Origin of the sequence: Vibrio olivae, from assembly GCF_042428525.1 — a bacterium.
Classification (GTDB): domain Bacteria; phylum Pseudomonadota; class Gammaproteobacteria; order Enterobacterales; family Vibrionaceae; genus Vibrio; species Vibrio olivae.
The window spans coordinates 1389754-1409824 of the sequence record NZ_JBHMEP010000001.1; the positions used below are offsets into that span (position 1 = coordinate 1389754).

18 protein-coding genes are annotated in these 20071 nt (G+C 46.7%); 9 read left to right on the forward strand and 9 right to left on the reverse strand.

What is annotated here, in order from left to right; genetic code table 11:
• Together ACFFUV_RS06335 and ACFFUV_RS06340 are read right to left on the reverse strand one after the other, a co-directional pair.
• On the reverse strand, window positions 1–915 hold the full coding sequence (locus tag ACFFUV_RS06335) for an ABC transporter permease (protein WP_390190554.1): 915 nt from the start codon (window positions 913–915) through the stop codon (window positions 1–3).
• Between the two features lies 1 nt (window position 916).
• The gene (locus ACFFUV_RS06340) at window positions 917–1936 is read right to left on the reverse strand and encodes an ABC transporter permease (protein WP_390190556.1); all 1020 of its coding nucleotides are present in this window, start codon (window positions 1934–1936) and stop codon (window positions 917–919) included.
• A gap of 266 nt (window positions 1937–2202) precedes the next feature.
• Between ACFFUV_RS06340 and ACFFUV_RS06345 the strand changes: the two genes are divergently transcribed.
• Window positions 2203–3438, forward strand: a complete 1236-nt coding sequence (locus ACFFUV_RS06345) for a pyridoxal phosphate-dependent aminotransferase (protein ID WP_390190558.1) — start codon at window positions 2203–2205, stop codon at window positions 3436–3438.
• Window positions 3439–3560: 122 nt separating this feature from the next.
• Window positions 3561–4937, forward strand: a complete 1377-nt coding sequence (locus ACFFUV_RS06350; RefSeq protein WP_390190559.1) for a GGDEF domain-containing protein — start codon at window positions 3561–3563, stop codon at window positions 4935–4937.
• A gap of 62 nt (window positions 4938–4999) precedes the next feature.
• Here the strand turns inward: ACFFUV_RS06350 and rarD are convergent, their stop codons facing one another.
• Complete coding sequence (rarD, locus tag ACFFUV_RS06355) at window positions 5000–5911, reverse strand: EamA family transporter RarD (protein WP_390190561.1); 912 nt, start codon at window positions 5909–5911, stop codon at window positions 5000–5002.
• A gap of 303 nt (window positions 5912–6214) precedes the next feature.
• Window positions 6215–7606 carry an ATP-dependent RNA helicase DbpA gene (gene dbpA, locus ACFFUV_RS06360; RefSeq protein ID WP_390190562.1) on the reverse strand — a complete coding sequence of 464 codons (1392 nt, stop codon included), beginning with the start codon at window positions 7604–7606 and terminating at the stop codon, window positions 6215–6217.
• 231 nt (window positions 7607–7837) lie between these two features.
• On the opposite strand from dbpA, the gene arfB reads away from it, so the two are divergent.
• A complete protein-coding gene (gene arfB / locus ACFFUV_RS06365) occupies window positions 7838–8251 on the forward strand; it encodes an alternative ribosome rescue aminoacyl-tRNA hydrolase ArfB (RefSeq protein ID WP_390190563.1) in 414 nt (137 codons plus the stop codon).
• Between the two features lie 69 nt (window positions 8252–8320).
• Here arfB and ACFFUV_RS06370 read toward each other — a convergent pair whose 3' ends face one another.
• Window positions 8321–9127 carry a MetQ/NlpA family ABC transporter substrate-binding protein gene (locus ACFFUV_RS06370; RefSeq protein ID WP_390190564.1) on the reverse strand — a complete coding sequence of 269 codons (807 nt, stop codon included), beginning with the start codon at window positions 9125–9127 and terminating at the stop codon, window positions 8321–8323.
• 411 nt (window positions 9128–9538) lie between these two features.
• On the opposite strand from ACFFUV_RS06370, the gene ACFFUV_RS06375 reads away from it, so the two are divergent.
• The 5 genes from ACFFUV_RS06375 (at window position 9539) to map (ending at window position 14928) form a co-directional block, all read left to right on the forward strand.
• Window positions 9539–9967 carry a DUF7282 domain-containing protein gene (locus tag ACFFUV_RS06375; protein ID WP_390190565.1) on the forward strand — a complete coding sequence of 143 codons (429 nt, stop codon included), beginning with the start codon at window positions 9539–9541 and terminating at the stop codon, window positions 9965–9967.
• Between the two features lie 139 nt (window positions 9968–10106).
• The gene (locus ACFFUV_RS06380) at window positions 10107–11255 is read left to right on the forward strand and encodes an amidohydrolase (protein WP_390190566.1); all 1149 of its coding nucleotides are present in this window, start codon (window positions 10107–10109) and stop codon (window positions 11253–11255) included.
• A gap of 496 nt (window positions 11256–11751) precedes the next feature.
• Window positions 11752–13632 carry a methyl-accepting chemotaxis protein gene (locus tag ACFFUV_RS06385; protein WP_390190567.1) on the forward strand — a complete coding sequence of 627 codons (1881 nt, stop codon included), beginning with the start codon at window positions 11752–11754 and terminating at the stop codon, window positions 13630–13632.
• A gap of 299 nt (window positions 13633–13931) precedes the next feature.
• Window positions 13932–14156, forward strand: a complete 225-nt coding sequence (locus ACFFUV_RS06390; RefSeq protein WP_390190569.1) for a ParD-like family protein — start codon at window positions 13932–13934, stop codon at window positions 14154–14156.
• Window positions 14149–14928, forward strand: a complete 780-nt coding sequence (gene map, locus ACFFUV_RS06395; protein ID WP_390190570.1) for a type I methionyl aminopeptidase — start codon at window positions 14149–14151, stop codon at window positions 14926–14928. Before ACFFUV_RS06390 ends, map begins: the two co-directional genes overlap by 8 nt.
• A gap of 92 nt (window positions 14929–15020) precedes the next feature.
• Here map and ACFFUV_RS06400 read toward each other — a convergent pair whose 3' ends face one another.
• Both ACFFUV_RS06400 and ACFFUV_RS06405 read right to left on the reverse strand, forming a co-directional pair.
• Window positions 15021–15797, reverse strand: coding sequence for an ABC transporter ATP-binding protein (locus ACFFUV_RS06400; protein WP_390190572.1), 777 nt, complete (start codon window positions 15795–15797; stop codon window positions 15021–15023).
• A 2-nt stretch (window positions 15798–15799) separates the two neighbouring features.
• Window positions 15800–16852, reverse strand: coding sequence for a FecCD family ABC transporter permease (locus ACFFUV_RS06405; RefSeq protein WP_390190574.1), 1053 nt, complete (start codon window positions 16850–16852; stop codon window positions 15800–15802).
• 243 nt (window positions 16853–17095) lie between these two features.
• Between ACFFUV_RS06405 and ACFFUV_RS06410 the strand changes: the two genes are divergently transcribed.
• Window positions 17096–18178, forward strand: coding sequence for an ABC transporter substrate-binding protein (locus ACFFUV_RS06410; RefSeq protein WP_390190575.1), 1083 nt, complete (start codon window positions 17096–17098; stop codon window positions 18176–18178).
• 127 nt (window positions 18179–18305) lie between these two features.
• Here ACFFUV_RS06410 and arsJ read toward each other — a convergent pair whose 3' ends face one another.
• Window positions 18306–19529 carry an organoarsenical effux MFS transporter ArsJ gene (gene arsJ, locus ACFFUV_RS06415; protein WP_390190578.1) on the reverse strand — a complete coding sequence of 408 codons (1224 nt, stop codon included), beginning with the start codon at window positions 19527–19529 and terminating at the stop codon, window positions 18306–18308.
• A gap of 46 nt (window positions 19530–19575) precedes the next feature.
• Window positions 19576–20070 carry a cyclin-dependent kinase inhibitor 3 family protein gene (locus ACFFUV_RS06420; protein ID WP_390190579.1) on the reverse strand — a complete coding sequence of 165 codons (495 nt, stop codon included), beginning with the start codon at window positions 20068–20070 and terminating at the stop codon, window positions 19576–19578.
• Between the last annotated feature and the right edge of the window lies 1 nt (window position 20071).

The following is a 20071-nucleotide window of genomic DNA, read 5'->3' on the forward strand; positions in this document are numbered from 1 at the left end:
TTATACCTCTACATCAAAAAAGTCGCGTAGGCCGTCGCCCAATAAGTTAAACCCGAGAATGGCGTATAAAATCGCAAGGCCTGGCATAATCGCTTCCCACCAGTATTCGGGAAGGTAACTCGCCCCCGTCGAAACCATGGTACCGAGATCCGGCGTTGGCGGTTGAACGCCTAGCCCTAGAAAGCTCAAGGTTGCGCCGAACAGAATAACGAACCCGGCATCCAGCGTCGTTTTCACACTAATGGCGGCAACGCAGTTCGGCAGAATTTCTTTGACGACAATATGCCAGTGGCTCGCACCAGATAAACGTGCGGCTTCGATAAAATCTTCGGTGACAATACTTTTGGCTAAGCGGTAGACTAATCGGCAGTGCCAGTTCCACCATAGGCTAGCGATGGCAATCATGGCGTTGGTTAAATTCGGTTCCAAAATAGAAGTAATAGCCAGTGCCAGTGCCAGAGGCGGAACCGCAAGTAACATGTCGTTAAAGCGCATAATCAGCTGCTCAACCCAGCCACCGGCATAAGCGGCGACAATCCCTAGCAGCACCCCAACCGGAACCGAAAGCGCGAGAACCCCAACGACCAAACTAAGAGAGATGCGATAACCATAAATGACGCGCGTTAAGATGTCGCGTCCGATGTTGTCGGTTCCCATCCAGTAGCTAAAATCAGGGGCCGAGTGACGATCACGAAAGTTAACAAAACTGCCTGCATGTTCAGGGTATGGCGCGATCAGCGGCGCGAATATCGCCATTAAAATCACACTAGCGACGATGGTTAAACCAATCACTGCGGTTGGGTTTCGGCTAAATCGATACCATGCCTTACCGAAGTTAGAGTACTGTTTGTTCGCACTTGATGGCGTAAATTCTTGCGCGCCGTGAGGTAGATAAGAACGGTGTTTGGTTATCATATTACGCTCCTTTTAGCTTAACGCGAGGGTCAACAAGACCAATGACAAAGTCGATCATTAAGTTGGCGACAATGAAGAACACCCCAGAAACCAGCACCACGCCAATCACGGCATTAAAGTCTTTGTGCAAAATGGACCGCACACCATAACTGGCGACGCCTGGCCAAGAAAAGACCATCTCAACGACAAAGGCGTTACCAATCAGCGAAGCGAACTCGAGGCCTAAAATAGTGAGTGGTGCTGAGGCACTCAGACGGAGCAAATATTTAAAATTGACCACCCGCTTGGAGACACCACATGCCCGCAGAGTCTCAACATGGTCTCGGTGACTAAACTCAATCATTGAGGAACGAGTAATGCGCATTACTTGGCCAATCCCAGCAGCCGATAACGCAATCGCAGGCAGCAAAATATGTTGTAAGGCATCGATAAACACATCAAAACGGCCTTGCAGAACACTATCAATAAGCAGTAAGCCGGAAAAATCCGCAGAGAACGTCAATGAGGATGACAAACGCTCGGTGACCGGTAAGCCAAACCAACCGAGGCTTGCGATTAACTGCAAAACCAGCGCCAGTAAAAAGGACGGGGTGACCACCCCGACTAAAGAAAAAATACGCGACAGTTGATCAAACCAGCCGTTTGGACGATACGCGGCAAGAATCCCCAAAGGCATGCCAATCAACGCGGTAAACATCACCGCAACCAGCACTAACTCAAGGGTGGCAGGTAGCGCTTGTGTGATATCGAGAAGAACGGGTTGATTGGTGATGGTTGACTCTCCCATATCACCGCGAAACACATTCATCATGTAATCAAAATATTGGATAAGCAGTGAATGGTCTAAGCCCATTTTAAGTCGTAACGCTTCTACCTGCTCCGGCGTTGCAAGTGGTCCTAGCGCGATTCGCGCAGGATCCCCAGGAATCAGGCGGGCAACGACAAAGATGATCACCGACAATCCCACCAATACCAATAACAAGCGACTCAAGCGCAACCAAAGGTAGTAGACTTGATTCATATATTCTTCCCTGAACTATGTGCGTGTCTGTTGCTTTTAAATCATCACATTCAGCACTGGGCGACAACCAAGCGAAAGAGTAGTTTTGTTAATACATCAGGTAGCTACCGAGTGAAAAAAGGGCTAATTCGCCATGAAACACCACCAGGAAATACCGATAAAACGGTGATAACCATACTCAACTTGCAGAAAAACTAGCCAAGTAAATGGTTAACCTCAGAAAAAAAAGGTGAGATAGTAGATGAGGCAGCATTGACTGCATCACCATGACTGACAGGGAGATTAAAGACATGGAATACGGCGCAGGCGTCCAGTTAAGCCCGATAGCAACACAGCTCAAAGAGTCCTCCATTCGAACCATCGCCAATTTTGGTATGACTCAACCTGATGTTACGCCACTTTGGTTTGGGGAGTCGGATATTCCAACCCCTGAATTTATTCGCCAAGCCGCCAGTGACAGCCTGAGCCAAGGTGACACTCGTTATACGCCAAACAATGGTGCACCAGCCCTTCGCCGCGCTTTGGCCGATTATCAACGTCGTCTCTATCACACCCCATTTGATGAAAACAACATTGTGGTCACCGTTTCAGGCACCAATGCGATTATGTTGGCCGCGCAAACGTGTGTTAGCGCTGGCGACAAAGTGGTGGTGATCACGCCTGTCTTCCCAACGCTATTTGCCGTCCCTGAACTGCTTGGCGCTAAGGTAGTTCAGCATCCACTAATTCAAGTGGATAATCGCTTTGAACTCGACTTAGACGCGTTGTTTAGCCAAGCCAAAGATGCAAAAGCAATCATCATTAACAGCCCTGCCAATCCAACAGGTTGGTGTGCCAGCCAACAGGAAGTCGAGGCGATTTGCCAATTTGCTCGCACCCATCATGTTTGGGTCATTGCCGATGAAGTCTATGCGCGCCACACCTATGAAAGTGAAAGTGCCCCGTCGTTTTGTCAGTTTATGAAAGAGTCTGACCCCATCATTGTGTGTAACAGTTTCTCAAAAGCGTGGAGTATGACCGGTTGGCGACTTGGCTGGCTAACACTGCCGAAATCCATCACACCAACCATCACTAAGTTGATTGAATATAATGTTTCGTGTGCGCCTGGATTTGTTCAAGCTGGCGGCCTGGCAGCCGTCACTCAAGGCGAATCCTTTATTGAACAAAGCCGTGAACGGTACACTCAAGCGAGGGCGTTAGTCCTCAAGTGGTTGAGTGATATTCCGGGTACGACTTTATATGACATGCCAGCGACCTTTTATGCCTTTCTAAAAATTGAAGGACTGGGTGATAATAGCCAGCCCTATATTTTGCAAATGATTGAAAAAGCGAAAGTAGGTGTTGCTCCAGGCGAGGCCTTTGGTCAAGGCGGCGAAGGGCACCTTCGTATCTGCTATGGTTGCGACCTCAAGCGGCTTAACCAAGCACTAAGTCAACTTCGTGCGTACTTAATCGCCCATCCATGCCGTAACAATGAGGATGAAAGTGCGATTTTAAAATGAGATGAGTAATGACGAAACCATTTTGTGATCAGTGTTTTAGAGAACAGTGGCATGTAAATTGACCTTCTATTACCGGTTGAACTACTCTATAGACTAGTCAGTTCGTTCAACAGGTATAAACTTTGGCTTTAACAACAAAATGGTTTGGCCTCCTATCAAACAACCGCACGTCAGTCACACTTAGCCAAACGCTAGCATTAGTCGTATTGCTGCTATCCGGGACGAGCGTTGCTGGCTACTTACTCGAATTAGACGCGCTGTACCGCCCCATAGCAAATGGTCCTGCAACCAATCCCCTGACCGCGGTGGTTGGCGTGTTACTCGCGATCTGTTTATTTAGCTCAATCAAAAAGCAGCCTCTGCTGGTTATGCTTTGTGCGTACATCAGTTTATTATTGGTGAGCATTCGCATTGTTGACGTCCTCTTTTTCACCAATAATGCGAAGCTTCTGACTCTATTTATTCATGATTACACCTTCGAGGATCAACAGGGGCAAACCAATATTATGGGGTTAAACACGGCCCTAATGCTTGAAGCGGTTGCCATTGCCACTTTGTGTCGCCTCTATCGATTTCGAATTGCCTCTCAATTACTCAGTTTTAGCGCGTTGTCGATACCGATGACAGCGATTACCGGTTATGCCTACGGAGTACCGTCCCTGTTTGGAGAGATGTCGTTTATTACCACTACCTTAGGGATTATCCTCTCACTCAGTGCGCTTTTGGCCAATGCTAATCAGGGCATCGTTCGTGTCTTACTCTCTTCTCATATCGCGAGTCGAGTTGCTCGAGCTCAAATGGTGGGCAGTTACTTATTTGCGTTTATATTGGGTCTGCTGGTTGTTCAATCATTCATGCACTCCCCTATTAAGAGTTTGATCAGTGCTTTTGTTGTTGCGGTGAGTTGGTTTGTCATCGCTTTAATCGGTATTGGCGTATTAATTCAAGATCGCGCCGATCGTAAGCGCCGCCTTACCGAACGTAAACAGCGGCAATCAGAGAACAAAGATCTGTTAACTCAACTGCTTAGCCGGGCGGCATTTAGCCGCAAACTACAAACTGCAGTAACACGGCAGCGTCGCTATCAACACGCTTTGTGCTTTCTGGTGATCGACATAGATCACTTCGCCATTTTTAACCAAAAACTGGGGCGTCAAACCGGAAATGAACTGCTAAAACGCATCGCGAAAACTCTTAAGACAAACTGCCGAGAAACCGACATTTTATGTCGTTACGGCAGCGAAGAATTCGCACTACTTATTGAAGTAAAGACACCAAATGGTGCATTAGTGTTAGCAGAAAAGCTTCGGGCTGCCATTGAAGCGCTTCAAATCGAAGGCGTCACCGAGACCTACGGCGCCGTTACTGTCTCGATTGGCTGTGCCACATTGAGCAATGCCATCAGTGCGGAGACAGCACTGTCAAATGCAGAGAAAGCCATGCACAACGCGAAGTGTTCAGGCCGAAACCAAGTGGTCGCTTATGAGGCCTATTCTTAAACTTTCGACAGCGCGTTGCCACCGATGAGCGATGGCTGACCCGACGTAAGCCATAACCAGATTCAAACGCTAATAGGCTTTTGAGTTGGTAACGTTGAGCGCCGCTGGCGAAACGCCAACCAACCGTTGAGCGCCAAACACAGTACAGCCAACCAAATAGGAATAAACGTTAGCCAATCCCCATCGCTAAACGACTCGCCCAGCATCAATGCTACCCAAAACAGCAACACAGGCTCTACGTAGCCGAGCATACCAAATAATGACATTGGCAAGCGGTGACTGGCGGCCAAAAAACTCAGTAATGCAAAACTGCCTAATAGTCCTAAGCCAGCAATCGTGATCCAAGCATGCCAACCCAAGGTGTCATAATAGCTCCAATTCCAGTTTTTCTGACTGAGTACACCGAGCGCGATCGGCATCATAAACAGATGTTCCGCTAACATACCGTGCAGAGCATTCAGCCCGAGTTTGCGTTTAAGAACGAAATAAGGAGGATACCCCAACATAACCAACAGCGAGACCCAAGATAATCCGCCATTTAGCGTCAATTCTGCGGCTACGCCAATACAAGCCAACGCCAAGGCAATAATTTGCAGACGAGACAAGTTTTCCCCAAAGACGAACCGCCCCGTGATGACCATCGATAGCGGCATAAGAAAATAGCCCATCGCCAGCGCTTGGCCCTGATGATTCATTGGCGCCCAACCAAATAACCAAACCTGCACCATCATTAATAAACTGCATGCTACGAGGATGATTAACTGGGTGCGATGGTCAAGAATCTGTTTGAGTTGTCGAATAAACACTCGTCCTTGTTTTAAGCACAAAAGCGACAAGGTTAAGATCACAAGCGTTCCGAGCGTACGCCATCCAGCCACCGCGAATCCATCTAAGGGAGGCAAAAATACACTGTAGTAACATAAGCTCGCAAATAATACAGAGGCGAGAAGACTAAATAGAACGCCAATAATCAACGGTAACTCCTTATCCGTTCATCCTCTAATTCCTAGGGGCTTCCCTAGGGGACTAGTACGAAAAACATCGACATGCAATAACCAAACCGACTATTTATGTCGTTTTACAAAATCAGTAAACACCGAGATGAGTCACTACAAAAATCCAACAAAGGCCGCACTTTATACTAATTATCATTATTTCATTTCACTAAAAGCGTGCAGCCTAACCTTTTTGGTGCTTAGCTTTGTGATTGAAACTGTAAAAAAGGGTTAGCTTTTACGCTAACCCTTTAACAATAAGTGTGATGACCATCATACCACTTAGTTTTTCATCGCCCATGCTCGAAACGATTTCCCTTTAAGCTTACCTTCGCTAAGAATACGCGCCGCCTGTTTCACAACGCGTCGCTGCACCGCAACATAAGACCAGATATCTTGAATTTGGATTTTTCCGACGTCACTGCCTGCAATCACTTTACCTGCAGTCAATGCTCCCAAAATGTCACCAGGACGCAGCTTGTGTTTCTTACCCCCTTCGATACGAATACACGCCATCTCAGCAACCAGCGGCGCTGTATCGACACTGCCTTCATTCGGCAATGTACTCATTGATTGTGGACCGAAACGATCTTCAAGTAGAGCCAAACGCATGCCATCATTGTGCCCAACCAGGCTGGCGGCAATGCCTTGTGAACCAGCGCGTCCCGTACGCCCAACGCGATGAACATGCACTTCAGGTTCATGCGCCATATCGTAGTTAATCACAAGATCCAACGCATCAATATCCAAACCTCGCGCAGCCACGTCCGTCGCCACTAGGATAGAAATACTTTTTAATGCAAACTGTACCAAGGCTTGGTCACGCTGACGCTGGTCCAAATCACCGTGCAGCGCTTTGACGCTAAAGCCCTGTTGCTCTAATTCATCAGCGACATCTTGTGCTTCACGCTTGGTGTTACAAAAGATGACCGCACTTTGCGGGCGATGCTTTAGCAATAGCAATCGCGTTGCTTGGCGACGACTGTCTGCGTCGGTAACCGCATAGAAGCGCTGGGTAATACTGAGATTATCGTGCTTATCTTTAAGCTGGACGTTAACTGGCTCTTTCATCATTGCGCGCGCAAGCTCGGCAATGGGTTCCGGGAAAGTCGCGCTAAACAGTAGGCTTTGACGCTCAGTAGGCATAAATTGACTGATTTGCTCAAGGTCACGACTGAAGCCCATTTCCAACATACGATCCGCTTCATCAAGCACAAGTTGGTTTAAATTATCGAGGTTTAAACGGCCTTTTTGTAAGTGATCGAGCACGCGCCCCGGGGTCCCAACGATAATATGCGCGCCGTGCTCCAAAGAACCAATTTGAGGCCCAACTGGTGTCCCACCACACAAAGTAAGAATTTTGATATTATGAATCCCACGCGCAAATCGGCGCAGCTCTTTTGCTACCTGATCCGCCAGTTCCCGTGTTGGACACAGAACCATCGATTGGACACGAAAGCGTTTCACATTGAGGTGATGCAACAATCCCAAACCAAACGCCGCAGTTTTACCTGACCCGGTTTTCGCCTGTGCTAAAACATCTTTACCTTGCAAAATAGCCGGTAAACTTGCCTCTTGGATCGGCGTCATAGAGGTAAACCCCAAATCCGTTAAGGTCGTCAATAATTCAGGTTTTAACGACAAAGAAGAAAATTCCGCGTTATTTGTGTTCAAAACAGTTCCATAGGTCAAAATGCGACCAGCAATCGATAAAGGAGCGCTATTGTAACAATATGTCAGCGGATAAAAAGGACTAAAACAGAATGGTGAACAAGTCACGCCTGAACGTCCCATGCCACTTAAAAACCGGGTTAAATTGACAAACGTCCAACACACTGAAAACATAGCGACTTTCAACCGAGTAGAAAACCAACCACCATTAAATAATGCAGTGAAGAGAAAGAGATGCTAGTAATATCCAATAATGTTCAGCTCGCAGACTGGGAGATCGAACTTTCAGCCATTCGCTCGATGGGAAGTGGTGGGCAAAATGTGAATAAGGTCGCGACGGCGATTCACCTGCGCTTTGACATTCGACGTTCCACGCTGCCTGATGTTTATAAACAGCGTTTACTGGCGCTGCAAGACAACCGTATTACCAAAGACGGAGTGGTTGTGATTAAAGCGCAATCGTTCCGAACTCAAGAACAAAACCGAGAAGATGCCCTCAACCGCCTTAAAGAGCTTATTTTAAGTGCCATGGTTGAAGTTAAAAAACGCAAGCCCACTAAGCCAAGCCGTAATTCGCAAATCAAGCGAGTGGAGCGTAAAAAGCGTACTGGAACCACCAAATCTCTGCGAGGAAAAGTGGATTACTAAAGCTTGCCATAAACGAAAAAAGCGCCTTGGCACACAGTCCAAAGCGCTTTTTTCGTACGCGAATTCGTCTTAGAATGCCGCTTCAATCGTCCCTTTAAAGGTGTCATCAATATATTGACGTACCGCTTGCGATTGATAGATTTCAACAAACTTTTTGTAGGCGTCTTTGTCTTTATCTTCCTCACGAGCAGCGATCACCATGACCGCGAGTGGTGCGTCTTTTGGCTCTAAGTAAATGCCTTGCTTTTTCGGATCAAGCCCAGCAGACATGACGTAGTTCATCGTAATTGCCGCAGCATCAACATCATCCAGTGTGCGGGGTAGTTGCGCAGCATCGATCTCAATGATTTCTAGATTTTTAGGATTTTCCACCACATCATTCAGTGTCGCCTTAAAGCCCACATCATCACGCAGTTTAATAAGATTTGCCTCTTGCAGTAGCAATAGACCGCGACCACCATTGGTTGGATCATTAGGAATAGCAATACGTGCTTCGTCAGGAAGTGCATCTAACGCTTGGTGTTTGTTGGAGTAAATCCCCATTCGCATCAGAATCGATTGCCCCATCGAGACCAAGTTCGACCCGTTATTGCTGTTGTAGTTTTGCAAGAATGGCAAATGTTGATAGCTGTTCATATCAATACTGCCATCAGCGAGCGCTGCATTTGGCGTAATGAAATCAGAAAACTCAACCACTTCAACATTCAATCCTTGTTTTTGCGCCTCTTTAGCGGCAGCTTCTACCACTTGTGCGTGTGGCCCTACCGTTGCGCCAACTTTAATCGTTGCGTCATCTTGTTTTTCACCACATGCGGTCAAACCCATTGCAACCGCCAATGCGATCACTACCTTTAACGCTGCTTTTGCTTGCTTCATACATCCTCCATAACCACTTAAAATTAGACGTATAGACATCTAAAAATACATAGTAACCGTCACTGACATAGATGCAACTTCAATTTTGTTATCGGTTATAACCCACCTTAACGCGAAATAGGTGACCCTCTTTGGCATTGAACACTAATGGTGCGGTAGTCGAATTTTATTGCTTTGACAAGCTCTAATTAAATTAAAAATATTTTTATTTAGCGAATAATCAGTAGATTTTTCTTAGTCCATGAATTGCATAACAAAAATCCCCCTAAGGTAAAAAAGTTTATTTTTTTAGCTTGTTTCTTCATTAAATCGAATGAACCAATTTTCTCACACTGCGTATTATTAATAAGTTGGTCAGTTGTAACGCTAACGAAAACAACAATTAGGATTATTCTGCAGCAGGAAATGATTATGAAAAATACTCTTACACGTACCCTCAAAATCGCGAGTCTTACCGCCCTACTTAGTGCGACCTCATCGCTCGCTTGGGCCGGGCATCATCTCAGTGTTAAAGGCACGGATCAAGACGTTTCTGGCGGTACCGTAAGCGCGAAAATGATTATGGCCGCGGACAACGGTTGGATGGTAGTTCACCGTACTGACAGCAATATGAAACCCGGGCCTGTGGTTGGCTACTCTCCTGTTAAAAAAGGCAATAACAGTGATGTCACCGCCATTCTTACCGAGCCGGTTAAATCCGGTGAGATGTTGATGTTAATGCTTCACGGCGAAGCCGGAGGAATGAAGACCGGCGTATTTGAATACACGCTTGGCGCTAAAGAAGATGGTCCAGTTCGCGAAGGTGGAAAGCTGGTTATGTCGGTCATTACCGCGAAATAACACTAAAACCTTAATCGAAAGGCGCCCAAAGTGGCGCCTTCTTCGGTTTCAAATGGCGTTCACCTCTTGGCAACATGCGAAGTAACGTAGTAAGTTGGACTTAATAACCTACGTGCCGATGTTAAGTTAAGGATGACTTATGACCGCAACGACCAGTAAACCAACGACTTTTGATGCGATTGCCTTTCGACGCCACCTTCACCAATATCCCGAACTTTCCGAGAATGAATTCAACACTGCCACACTAATAGCGACTCAGCTCAACGCATTTGGTTTATCTCCAATAACCGGCGTTGGCGGCCATGGCGTAATATGTATTATCGAAGGGCAAAAATCGGGGCCAACGACATTATTCCGTGCTGACTTCGATGCGCTGCCAATTGAAGAAAAAGCCACACACCATCATATTTCTCGCCACCCTGGTGTCATGCACGCGTGCGGGCACGATGGCCACAGCACCTCACTACTCAAAGTTGCAGAAGCGTTGGCGACTACACCGCCACGCAATGGGCGCGTCATTTTGCTGTTTCAACCAGCGGAAGAAGTCGGTACCGGTGCCATCGCGATGCTCGAACACCCCGCATTAAAAAATTTAACCATCGATCATACCTTTGCCTATCACAATTTGCCCGGCTACCCACTTCATCACGTTATTATCAAACCGCAGACCTTTGCTTGTGCGTCGACGGGGGTACAAATAGAACTCGTCGGTAAAACGTCACATGCCGCCAACCCAGAGAATGGGATTAACCCCACAGACGTGATGATCGAATTGGTGCAATTTCTTCGCACCTTACCAGCGCGTTATCCCGATGCATTTAGCTTAGTGACCGTTGCACATGTTCAACTCGGCGAACATGTGTTTGGCGTCGCACCTGGTGACGCGAAAATACTGGCAACCCTGCGCAGTGACCATAATCCTACCTTTACCAATATGAAATTGACCATCCAAGATAAGATTGAACAAATTCAAAGGTCGAGCCACCTGCAAGTTAAATTAAATTGGCATGAGCCTTTTATCGCCGCGGTCAATGACACTGAGCACTACCACATCGTGAAACAGCAGGCGAATGAACTGGGCCTGACTGTCAGCGAACTCAAAGAGCCCATGCGCTGGTCCGAAGACTTTGCAGAATTTCTCAAACGCTGGCCGGGCGCTCTATTTTGTATCGGTAGCGGAGAGGATCACCCGCAGTTACATAATCCAGATTACGACTTCCCTGATGCGCTAATCGATACCGCCAGTCGTCTATTTTTAAGCATTATCGATTCACTACATCATCATTGATCGACACACTTTGACCGCGCTTCGTAGGCTAAAGATAGAGTCAACACCCTATTGAGCGCGGTTTCACCCTAAAAACCCTTGAACCAACATCACACAACTCACACATTTTGACCGTCATATGTGCATCAGCGTCTATTTCGCCGACTGATACTTTGCGAAGGCTTAACCCAGTCAACTTGTCTCAAAATAGAGATAAAACCTTTACAAATCATAAGGATAAGATATGCAACCGTAATGATATAACTATAACTTATATCGATAGAAAAATATTTTTATCCATTTGTCCAAATTTCTCATGCCAATCCCCCCTTTCGTTTGTGCAAATGCCTAAAGCAGCACCAAATCTCATACTTTATAGTGAGCAGACAAGTCAGCATAAATGATGAGGATTAATATCTGTTTGCGGCCTTCACGTTCTCTTTCACAGAGCACACCGTTGACCTTCCCTTAATCTCTCAAATAACAAAACACTCTCACTAGATTCTAAGGTTGATTTATGAGTGCGAAGAACAAAATCATCTTGTCGATAGGAGCCCTATGTTCCCTCGTCATCGTTATCATCGTGGCTATTGGCTATAACTCTTTCAATGCATCTTCTACCAACAACTATACCGACAAATTATCGCTCCAAGCCTCTTTGATCGCCGCCAGTGCAGAACAAAGAATGCTGCGAAATTTTGATATGTTAAAAATGGCGGCAAACGCAGTTGATATCGACGAAAACGGGAATTTGAACGTTGACCAGTTAAAACAAAAAATTGCGTTCTTAGAGTCGGAGTACGATATCGTAGCGTCATTCTTTGCTACTGCGGATGGCACCACCTATCGCAACTTCGGTGAAATTGCCGATTTCAACGCCAAAGCCGCAGGTCGCGAATGGTTTACACGTATTATGTCAGGAGAAACAGACGTAATTACAACGCCTTACAAAGCCTCATCGGGTAAAATCATCATGTCGTTGGTCGAGCCTGTGCTTCGTGATGGTAAGATTGTCGGCATCATGGGCGCCAATATCGCGCTCGACGGTATTACCTCTTATCTAGAGTCATTAACCGAATCAAACCAAATTTTCGTTAGCCGCGCCGACGGTTACATTCTGTCATCGAAACATGCCGATGATATTGGTCAGAACCTTTACGAGCTGCGCCCATCGTTTGCGACTTATCGCCAGCAGAATGGCGCAGGCCATGAGTACGTTTATCAAGGCAAAAGCTACTTTGTTGTCAATGCGATTTCCCAAGACTTGGACTGGAATATCTGGAGCTGGGAAAGCATTGATAATATTGACGCCGCGTCTGCGGATAACCTGTCAAATAGCTCATGGTTGGCGGTTATTGCTATTTTGGTGTCTCTCATTGTGACCTACCTACTGGTTGACCGATTAATGTATCGACCGATAGGCGGTGAACCGACACAAATTGAAGATATCGTGCGTAAAGTCGCTGGCGGTGATCTGTCGCTTGCGGGTACCGCGCGTGGCAACGAAACTGGCATTTTAGCCGCGACACTCACCATGGTCACACAACTCAAAGAGACCATTAAGCACATCCAATCGGCCTCAGAGGATATCAATAGCTCATCGACACAGATGTCCCAAAGCTCGGAACAAGTGAAAACCAGTTCTGAATCACAAATGGTTCAACTTGAACAAGCAGCGACGGCGATGAATGAAATGTCAGCGTCTGTGGATGAAGTGGCTCGCCATGCACTCAAAGCGTCTGACTCGGCGAAAGGCGCGAATGGTTACTCAGAACAAGGGATGAATTTAGTGAGTGACATGAACCAAAGCATTCGAGAACTGGTAACGGGCATTGAAGCGGTGGTTAATGTTAACCTTGAACTAGAGAAGGAAACTCAAAGCATAGGGCAAATTCTTGAGGTCATTGATGGCATTTCAGAACAAACCAACTTACTCGCTTTGAATGCGGCCATTGAAGCTGCACGGGCGGGCGAGCACGGGCGTGGCTTCGCTGTGGTGGCCGATGAAGTTCGTAGCTTGGCCAATCAAACCAAAGAGAGTACCACGGTGATTCAAGAGACCATTCATCGCTTGCAAGCCGAGGCCAGTCGTTCGGTTGAGATGATGCAAGTGAATATGAAAGACGCTCAAACAACCTCAGAAAAATCTGACCTTGCCAACCAAGCTTTGCAAGAGATTCAAACCTCGGTGGCACTGATTGAAGATATGAATACTCAAATAGCCGCCGCCGTCGAAGAACAAAGCCATGTCGCTTCGGAAATTGGTTCAAACGTAGTCGAAATCAATGATTTGGCCAAATCCACCATGGAAGTTACCGACAACAATCATCAAAGCGCGCAGCAACTGACTGGCATCGCGCGAACACTGAATAAATCGATTGAAATCTTTAAGTGGTAACTCCTCACTTCCTCTTAAAGATGACATCCTTGCCGGGCTCTATGCCCGGCTTTTTTAGACTTCAACATGGCACAAACAGAGTTTTATTTGACAGCCAGTGATCGCGACGAGAACCGCCTTCGTAAAAAATGTTGATAGTTTCAATAGGCCTATCATTCCACAGCTAAACACTTTTCTCTGTTTGCGCCTTGATGTTTAGGCGCTCTTTTTCCTTACTTACTAGTTGTCTCATAATCTAACTTGACGCTGGATAGCAAAAAGATACACTTCGTATACGTTTTGTATATAAAAGATATATTATGGGTATCGTTAAGATCTCTGAACAGTTACATGAAGAGCTGCGGAAAGCGAGCTCGGTCATGTCGCGTTCTATCAATTCACAAGCTGAATTTTGGATCAAAATGGGCATGCTGGCTGAGCTCAACCCTGAGCTCAGCTTTAATCAAATCATGGCGGATTTAATGAAGTCCGCAGACGTCAATATTGACAAAGTAATGACCGCTCAAGAGGCGATGAATGACTAATCCTGTGACCATTAAATCCTTAGAAGAAATCGAATTAATGCGCCAGTCAGGTAAGCTACTCGCGCAAGTGTTTGCCATGTTGGATGACTACGTTAAACCTGGGTTAACCACCATGGAGATTAATAACCGAGTCGAGGACTTCATTGTCAACGAGCTTCAAGCGCGTCCTGCAAGCAAAGGACAATATGGTTATCAATACGTGTTAAATAGCTCTCTCAACGAGGTGGTATGTCACGGTGTGCCGAGTGAAACCCAGACCATTAAAGCCAAGGACATCATCAATCTCGATATCACACTTGAAAAAGACGGCTTTATCGCTGACTCCAGTAAAATGTACGTGATGCCGGAAGCGCCGCCCTTGGCCAGCGCCTTAGTTGAGGCCACCTATCAAGCGATGTGGGAAGGCATCAAGCAGGTTAAACCCGGGGCCACATTGGGCGATATTGGTTACGCCATTCAACATTTTGCCGAAAAACATGGCTACAGTGTGGTGCGCGAATATTGTGGGCACGGTATCGGCCGCGAGATGCACGAAGCGCCGCAGGTGCTTCACTACGGAATGCCCCATCAAGGAATGACGCTGCGCGAGGGTATGACCTTCACCATCGAGCCAATGATCAACCAAGGCACAGCAAAGACGAAAACCAAACGCGATGGTTGGACGGTTGTCACACGTGACAAAAAGCTTTCTGCGCAAAGTGAGCACACGGTATTAGTCACCGCAACCGGTTATGAAGTGCTAACACTAAGAGCCGAAGAAGCGCTGATTTAGCCCTCAATAAACAATCACCACCGCCCAAGGCGGTGGTTTAAGGATGACAATAAAAAGGAAAGCCGTGGCTTTCCTTTTTTGTTCCCCGTGAGCTACGCGGCAGACTGTGAACGAACCGTGCGTACAAACGGCACGCCACTTTCATCGGTAAAAACCTTGGCATCGACATTATAAATCTCTTGTACCAGTTCTGCCGTCATAATCTGTTTTGGCTCGCCCGACGTCACCAGTTCGCCTTGCTTTAACACCAATAAGTTATCAGCGTACTGCGCTGCAAGGTTTAAGTCATGCAACACCATGATGGTAATGTAGTGTTCATTGCGAGTTTGAGTTCGTAGATGATCAAGTAGCAGATGTTGATGATGAAGATCGAGCGCACTAACCGGCTCGTCCAACATCATAATTTGTGGGCGTCGCATCAACGCTTGAGCAAATAAAATCATTTGGCATTGCCCGCCACTGAGAGTACGAATATCACGATTTGCCAGCGCAGATAACCCCATACTTTCGAGAATCACCAGTGCTTGCTGAAGCATGACTTCATCAACACGTAAACTCAGCGCATCGATCCGCCCGAGCAACACAACTTCAATCACGGTTAGGCTGATATCAAAATGAATATCCTGAGGCATATAGCCAAAACGACTGCGCCATTTCGCCAGCGATTTGCCCGTTAAAGTGTCGCCGCCATGAGTAACCGTTCCACTATCAACGCTAATCTCTCCAAACAGCGTTTTGAGTAACGTACTTTTCCCCGTGCCATTCGGACCAAGAATTGCCGTCACTTGTCCCGGTTTCAGTTCAAAACTGACATCACGCGCTAACGTCAATTCACCGATGCTAACATTTAGATTGTTAACACTAAGCATGCTTAACCTCGCTTCGCTATGATCAGCCAAAAGAAAAATGGAACACCGATGATCGCAGTGACAATCCCTATCGGGAACAAAGCGCCCGGAACAATGGTTTTCGACAGAACTGACGCCGCAGACAATAAAAAGGCGCCAATTAAAAACGACAACGGCAAGAAAAAGCGCTGGTCTTCACCCACCAAAATTTTCGCGATATTCGGCGCAACAATGCCGATAAAACCAATAATTCCGACAAAACTGGTGACCGTCGCTGTCATTACCGCAACAATGAATAAGGTTTTTAAGCGTAAACGAGTAACGTTGACGCCAACACTTTTAGCCCGCTCTTCGCCCATACGCAGCGCCGTTAACTTCCACGAATCTTGCAGTAACAATACAAAACCACCGATCACGACAACCGCAGTAATCAACAAATTGGTCCAGGTTGTCTTCAACAAGCTGCCAAACAACCAAAACAGAATTTGCTGACTCAGTTCAGGGGAAGAAATAAATTGGACTAAAGAAAGTAACGACTGAAACAAAAACAGCAGTGCAATACCCGCCAGAATTAATTGTCCAGAGCTGATATGGCGCATCGACGCGAGGGCAAATAGGAAGCAGGCTGACAGCATACAACATAAAAACGCACCAATCGGAACGGCGTACAGGCTACTCATTCCGAGCGAACCAATATACAACATAATGGCAGCACCAAAACCGGCGGCGGCGGCCATTCCTAATGTGTAAGGACTGGCCATAGGATTATTAAGGAGCGTTTGCATTTCGGCACCGCCAACGCCCAGCGATCCACCAACCACAATGGCCATGAGTGCAATAGGTAAACGTAAGTTGGTAACAATAACCATGGTTGAGCGGTCAACTTCAAACGGCAAACCAATAAACTCAAACAGTGCATTGAGCACTTTTGCCGCATCGAGCATGGAAGGGCCAGTCATAATATCGAGAATAAATGAAAGGCATAATATCGCGCCAAAAAGACCGATCACCCACAGGCGTTTTTTCTCACTTTTTCTTTGCTGTTCAATTGCTTGTAATAATATTGAGGACTGCATTTCCTGAACCACTGTTAACCAATTACTCTACGTTTAAACGCACTTAGTGTTCATGATTTCACCACTCGGCGTCGCAAGTCGCAAAATCCTATCACATACAATTGAGAATGAATATTAGTTATCAAAACTATAACTTAAGAATGATTATTGTTTGCATTATTTTTAATAACAAACTTATAATCAGCGCGCACAGAGTGGGAGCACTCTTTTGTTTACTAAGTACTACATATAAGGGTTTATTACATGTACAAAACACTGTTGAGCGTGGCTGCGCTCACTTTTAGCTCATTAACTTATGCGCAAATGACGACAGTAACGGACGTACTCGGTCGAGAAGTAACGTTTGATGCCCCCGCTCAACGCGCCGTGGTGGGTTTTTACCCTGAAGATTACATGGCGATTGGAACAGAAGCTGCGTATGACCATGTGGTTGGCATGTCGAAATACATCTGGCAAGCGCGCTCAGCGAACTGGGATCTTTACGTTGAACACCGTCCATCTTTGGATAAAATTCCAGGCATTGGCCGAGTCGATACCAATACATTTTCGGTCGAAAAAGTCATTAGTTTAAACCCTGATTTGATCATGTTAGCTGACTGGCAATACAAAGCGCTAGATACGGATGTCAAACGCCTAGAACAAGCTGGCATTCCTGTTGTGGTTGTTGATTACAATGCGCAAACAGTCGAACGCCACGTGCAAAGTACGAAGCTTATTGGCGTGATTACTGGCCAACAACAACGCGCAGAAAAGATAGCCAAAGAATACCAACAAAACGTCGAGATGATCAGTCGCCGTTTGGCGAAAGCCAACCTATCTAAACCTCGCGTCTACAGTGAATACGGTGCGGCAGGCGTCAACGAAATTGGTTATACCTTTGGCAAAAACATGTGGGGCGCTATCGCAACAATGGCGGGGGGAGACAACATCTCTGCGCCCTACGTTGAATGGTGGGGCAAACTCAACCCAGAAATGATTATCGCCGCCGATCCACAAGTCATCGTGATGACGGGGTATGAAACCGGCAGCACTGATGATTCCATGCTAATGGGACAAGGCGTGGAAGAAAAGACCGCCAAGCAGCGATTAGCCGGCTTTAAGCAGCGTGTGGGTTGGTCATCGATTTCAGCGGTTAAACATAATCGAATGTACGCGGCATACCATGGCGCGTGTCGAACTATTATTGACGGTGCCATGATTCAATTCTACGCCAAAGCCATGTACCCAGAGTTATTTGCAGACCTTGATCCAAATCAGGCCTATCAAAACTTCTACAAAAAGTACCTACCTGTGACGCCACAAGGTACTTTTATGACTCAGCTGTAATGCAGTGATGATGTTTCGTTCTCATGTGTAAAAACACGTCAGGACATCACAAAGCTCGGATAGTAAAAAGCTCAGGACAGTAAAAAGGCGCTATTTGATAGCGCCTTTTTTATTCGAACATACCGTGTTAAGTCGATGCCACAGCGCCTGGATTCCTCGGTAAGCCGAGTGAAATTGCCGTAGTCAGCACCAAAAAAGCAAACGAAACCCACAAACACGCCGCCAAGCCTGAGACCTGATAAACCCATCCCGATAGCACTGTACCAATCAAACGCCCCATGGCATTGGCCATGTAATAAAACCCCACATCCAGAGAGACTCCATCATCTTTGGCGTAGCTGACAATCAAATAAGAGTGCAAAGATGAATTGACAGCAAATACGGCGCCAAAGAACAGCAGCCCAGCGATGATAATCAACTCAGGATACCAACCACTTTGCACACTATACGCAATCACCGCCGTTATCGCCGCCAGTAACGCAGCCCAACCGAGCGCATGCTTACCATCAGGAAGCTGCCCCGCCGCACGCCTTGTAATCTTCGGAGCAAGACCTTGAACCACCCCATAACCCATTACCCACAACGCGAGAAACCCGCCGACTGCACTGTGATTCCAACCAAAGACAGAGCCAAGATAAATCGGTAATGCAATCACAAACCAAACATCTCTTGCACCGAAAAGAAACATTCTCGCCGCAGACAAGATATTCACACTCGACGACTTAGAAAAAATCTCCGAAAATTTTGGCTTGGTCTTTGATTTACCCATTTCCGATTTCAAACTCATGACGCTGCTGATAAACACCAGTAGCAAAACGCCAGCCATTAACATCACCGCGTATTGAAAGCCGACCAATGTAAGTAATGCGCCGCCTAAAAAGAACCCGGCGCCTTTTAGGGCGTTTTTTGAGCCGGTAAGAATGGCTATCCACTTGTAGAGTGCGCCTTGAGCATTGGCTGGTACCAAGGTTTTAATCGCGCTTTTGGCGCTCATTTTATTGAGATCTTTGGCGACCCCTGACAGTGCCTGAGCGGCCATAACCCATGCGACTGTCAACCAGCTTGGCGGCACCGCCAACATCAGCAACGCAACGATTTGCATTCCAAGGCCAATATTCATGGTACGATTCAGGCCGAGCCTGGCACCTAGCCAGCCGCCAATTAAATTTGTCACGACACCAAAGAACTCGTAGAACAAAAATAAAGACGCGATAGCTAACGTCGAGTAGCCCAAATCATAAAAATAGAGCACCACCAACATTCTTAGCGCACCGTCAGTGACGGTAAAGTTCCAATAATTAAACGTCACCAGCATGTACTGGCGCAGGTTTTGATCAAGTTGAGACCACATAAATTCACGCCCTAGAACAAAGCCGCAATCCGCGGCTTTAACTGCATTACGACTTGCTCGCCTGTTGGCGAATATACTCTAATTGTATCGTTTTAGTGAACGCGCCCGGACGTAGCGCTTGAACTTGATTGATTATCTCGTCAAGTGCCCAACCTTTTTCCAGCAACACATGCGCGGCCAATAAGCCAGTTCGTCCCGAGCCGCCCATACAGTGCAATGCGACTTTTCCGCCCTGACTCAATACACCGTGAATCACGGGGGCAATATGCCGCCAGCGCTTGGTAAACGCCTCATCTGGCGCGCAGTCATCTTCAATCGGCGCATGAAGCCATTGTAACCCCGCGCTTTCCACTTCATCGGCTAAGGATGAAACACCTTTTTCATCCATTTCTTGTTGGCTAAGCGCGGTCACTACGACGCGAACACCTTGCTGTTTAAGCTGAGCGATACTCTGCGCAAGGCCGACATCTTTGGTGCCTGGGCAAGGCGTTAAAATAAGGGCACTTTCCTGCTCTAACGGCAGCTCCCATGTTGGATGCATT

Excerpts from the sequence above, each read along its gene's own strand:
- map (WP_390190570.1), top strand. The coding sequence starts at position 14,149 with ATGACTAATCCTGTGACCATTAAATCCTTAGAAGAAATCGAATTAATG.
- ACFFUV_RS06405 (WP_390190574.1), bottom strand. The coding sequence starts at position 16,852 with ATGCAGTCCTCAATATTATTACAAGCAATTGAACAGCAAAGAAAAAGT.
- ACFFUV_RS06335 (WP_390190554.1), bottom strand. The coding sequence starts at position 915 with ATGATAACCAAACACCGTTCTTATCTACCTCACGGCGCGCAAGAATTT.
- ACFFUV_RS06390 (WP_390190569.1), top strand. The coding sequence starts at position 13,932 with ATGGGTATCGTTAAGATCTCTGAACAGTTACATGAAGAGCTGCGGAAA.
- ACFFUV_RS06410 (WP_390190575.1), top strand. The coding sequence starts at position 17,096 with ATGTACAAAACACTGTTGAGCGTGGCTGCGCTCACTTTTAGCTCATTA.
- ACFFUV_RS06375 (WP_390190565.1), top strand. The coding sequence starts at position 9,539 with ATGAAAAATACTCTTACACGTACCCTCAAAATCGCGAGTCTTACCGCC.
- ACFFUV_RS06370 (WP_390190564.1), bottom strand. The coding sequence starts at position 9,127 with ATGAAGCAAGCAAAAGCAGCGTTAAAGGTAGTGATCGCATTGGCGGTT.
- ACFFUV_RS06340 (WP_390190556.1), bottom strand. The coding sequence starts at position 1,936 with ATGAATCAAGTCTACTACCTTTGGTTGCGCTTGAGTCGCTTGTTATTG.
- arsJ (WP_390190578.1), bottom strand. The coding sequence starts at position 19,529 with ATGTGGTCTCAACTTGATCAAAACCTGCGCCAGTACATGCTGGTGACG.
- ACFFUV_RS06380 (WP_390190566.1), top strand. The coding sequence starts at position 10,107 with ATGACCGCAACGACCAGTAAACCAACGACTTTTGATGCGATTGCCTTT.
- ACFFUV_RS06420 (WP_390190579.1), bottom strand. The coding sequence starts at position 20,070 with ATGCATCCAACATGGGAGCTGCCGTTAGAGCAGGAAAGTGCCCTTATT.
- ACFFUV_RS06345 (WP_390190558.1), top strand. The coding sequence starts at position 2,203 with ATGACTGACAGGGAGATTAAAGACATGGAATACGGCGCAGGCGTCCAG.
- arfB (WP_390190563.1), top strand. The coding sequence starts at position 7,838 with ATGCTAGTAATATCCAATAATGTTCAGCTCGCAGACTGGGAGATCGAA.
- ACFFUV_RS06385 (WP_390190567.1), top strand. The coding sequence starts at position 11,752 with ATGAGTGCGAAGAACAAAATCATCTTGTCGATAGGAGCCCTATGTTCC.
- ACFFUV_RS06400 (WP_390190572.1), bottom strand. The coding sequence starts at position 15,797 with ATGCTTAGTGTTAACAATCTAAATGTTAGCATCGGTGAATTGACGTTA.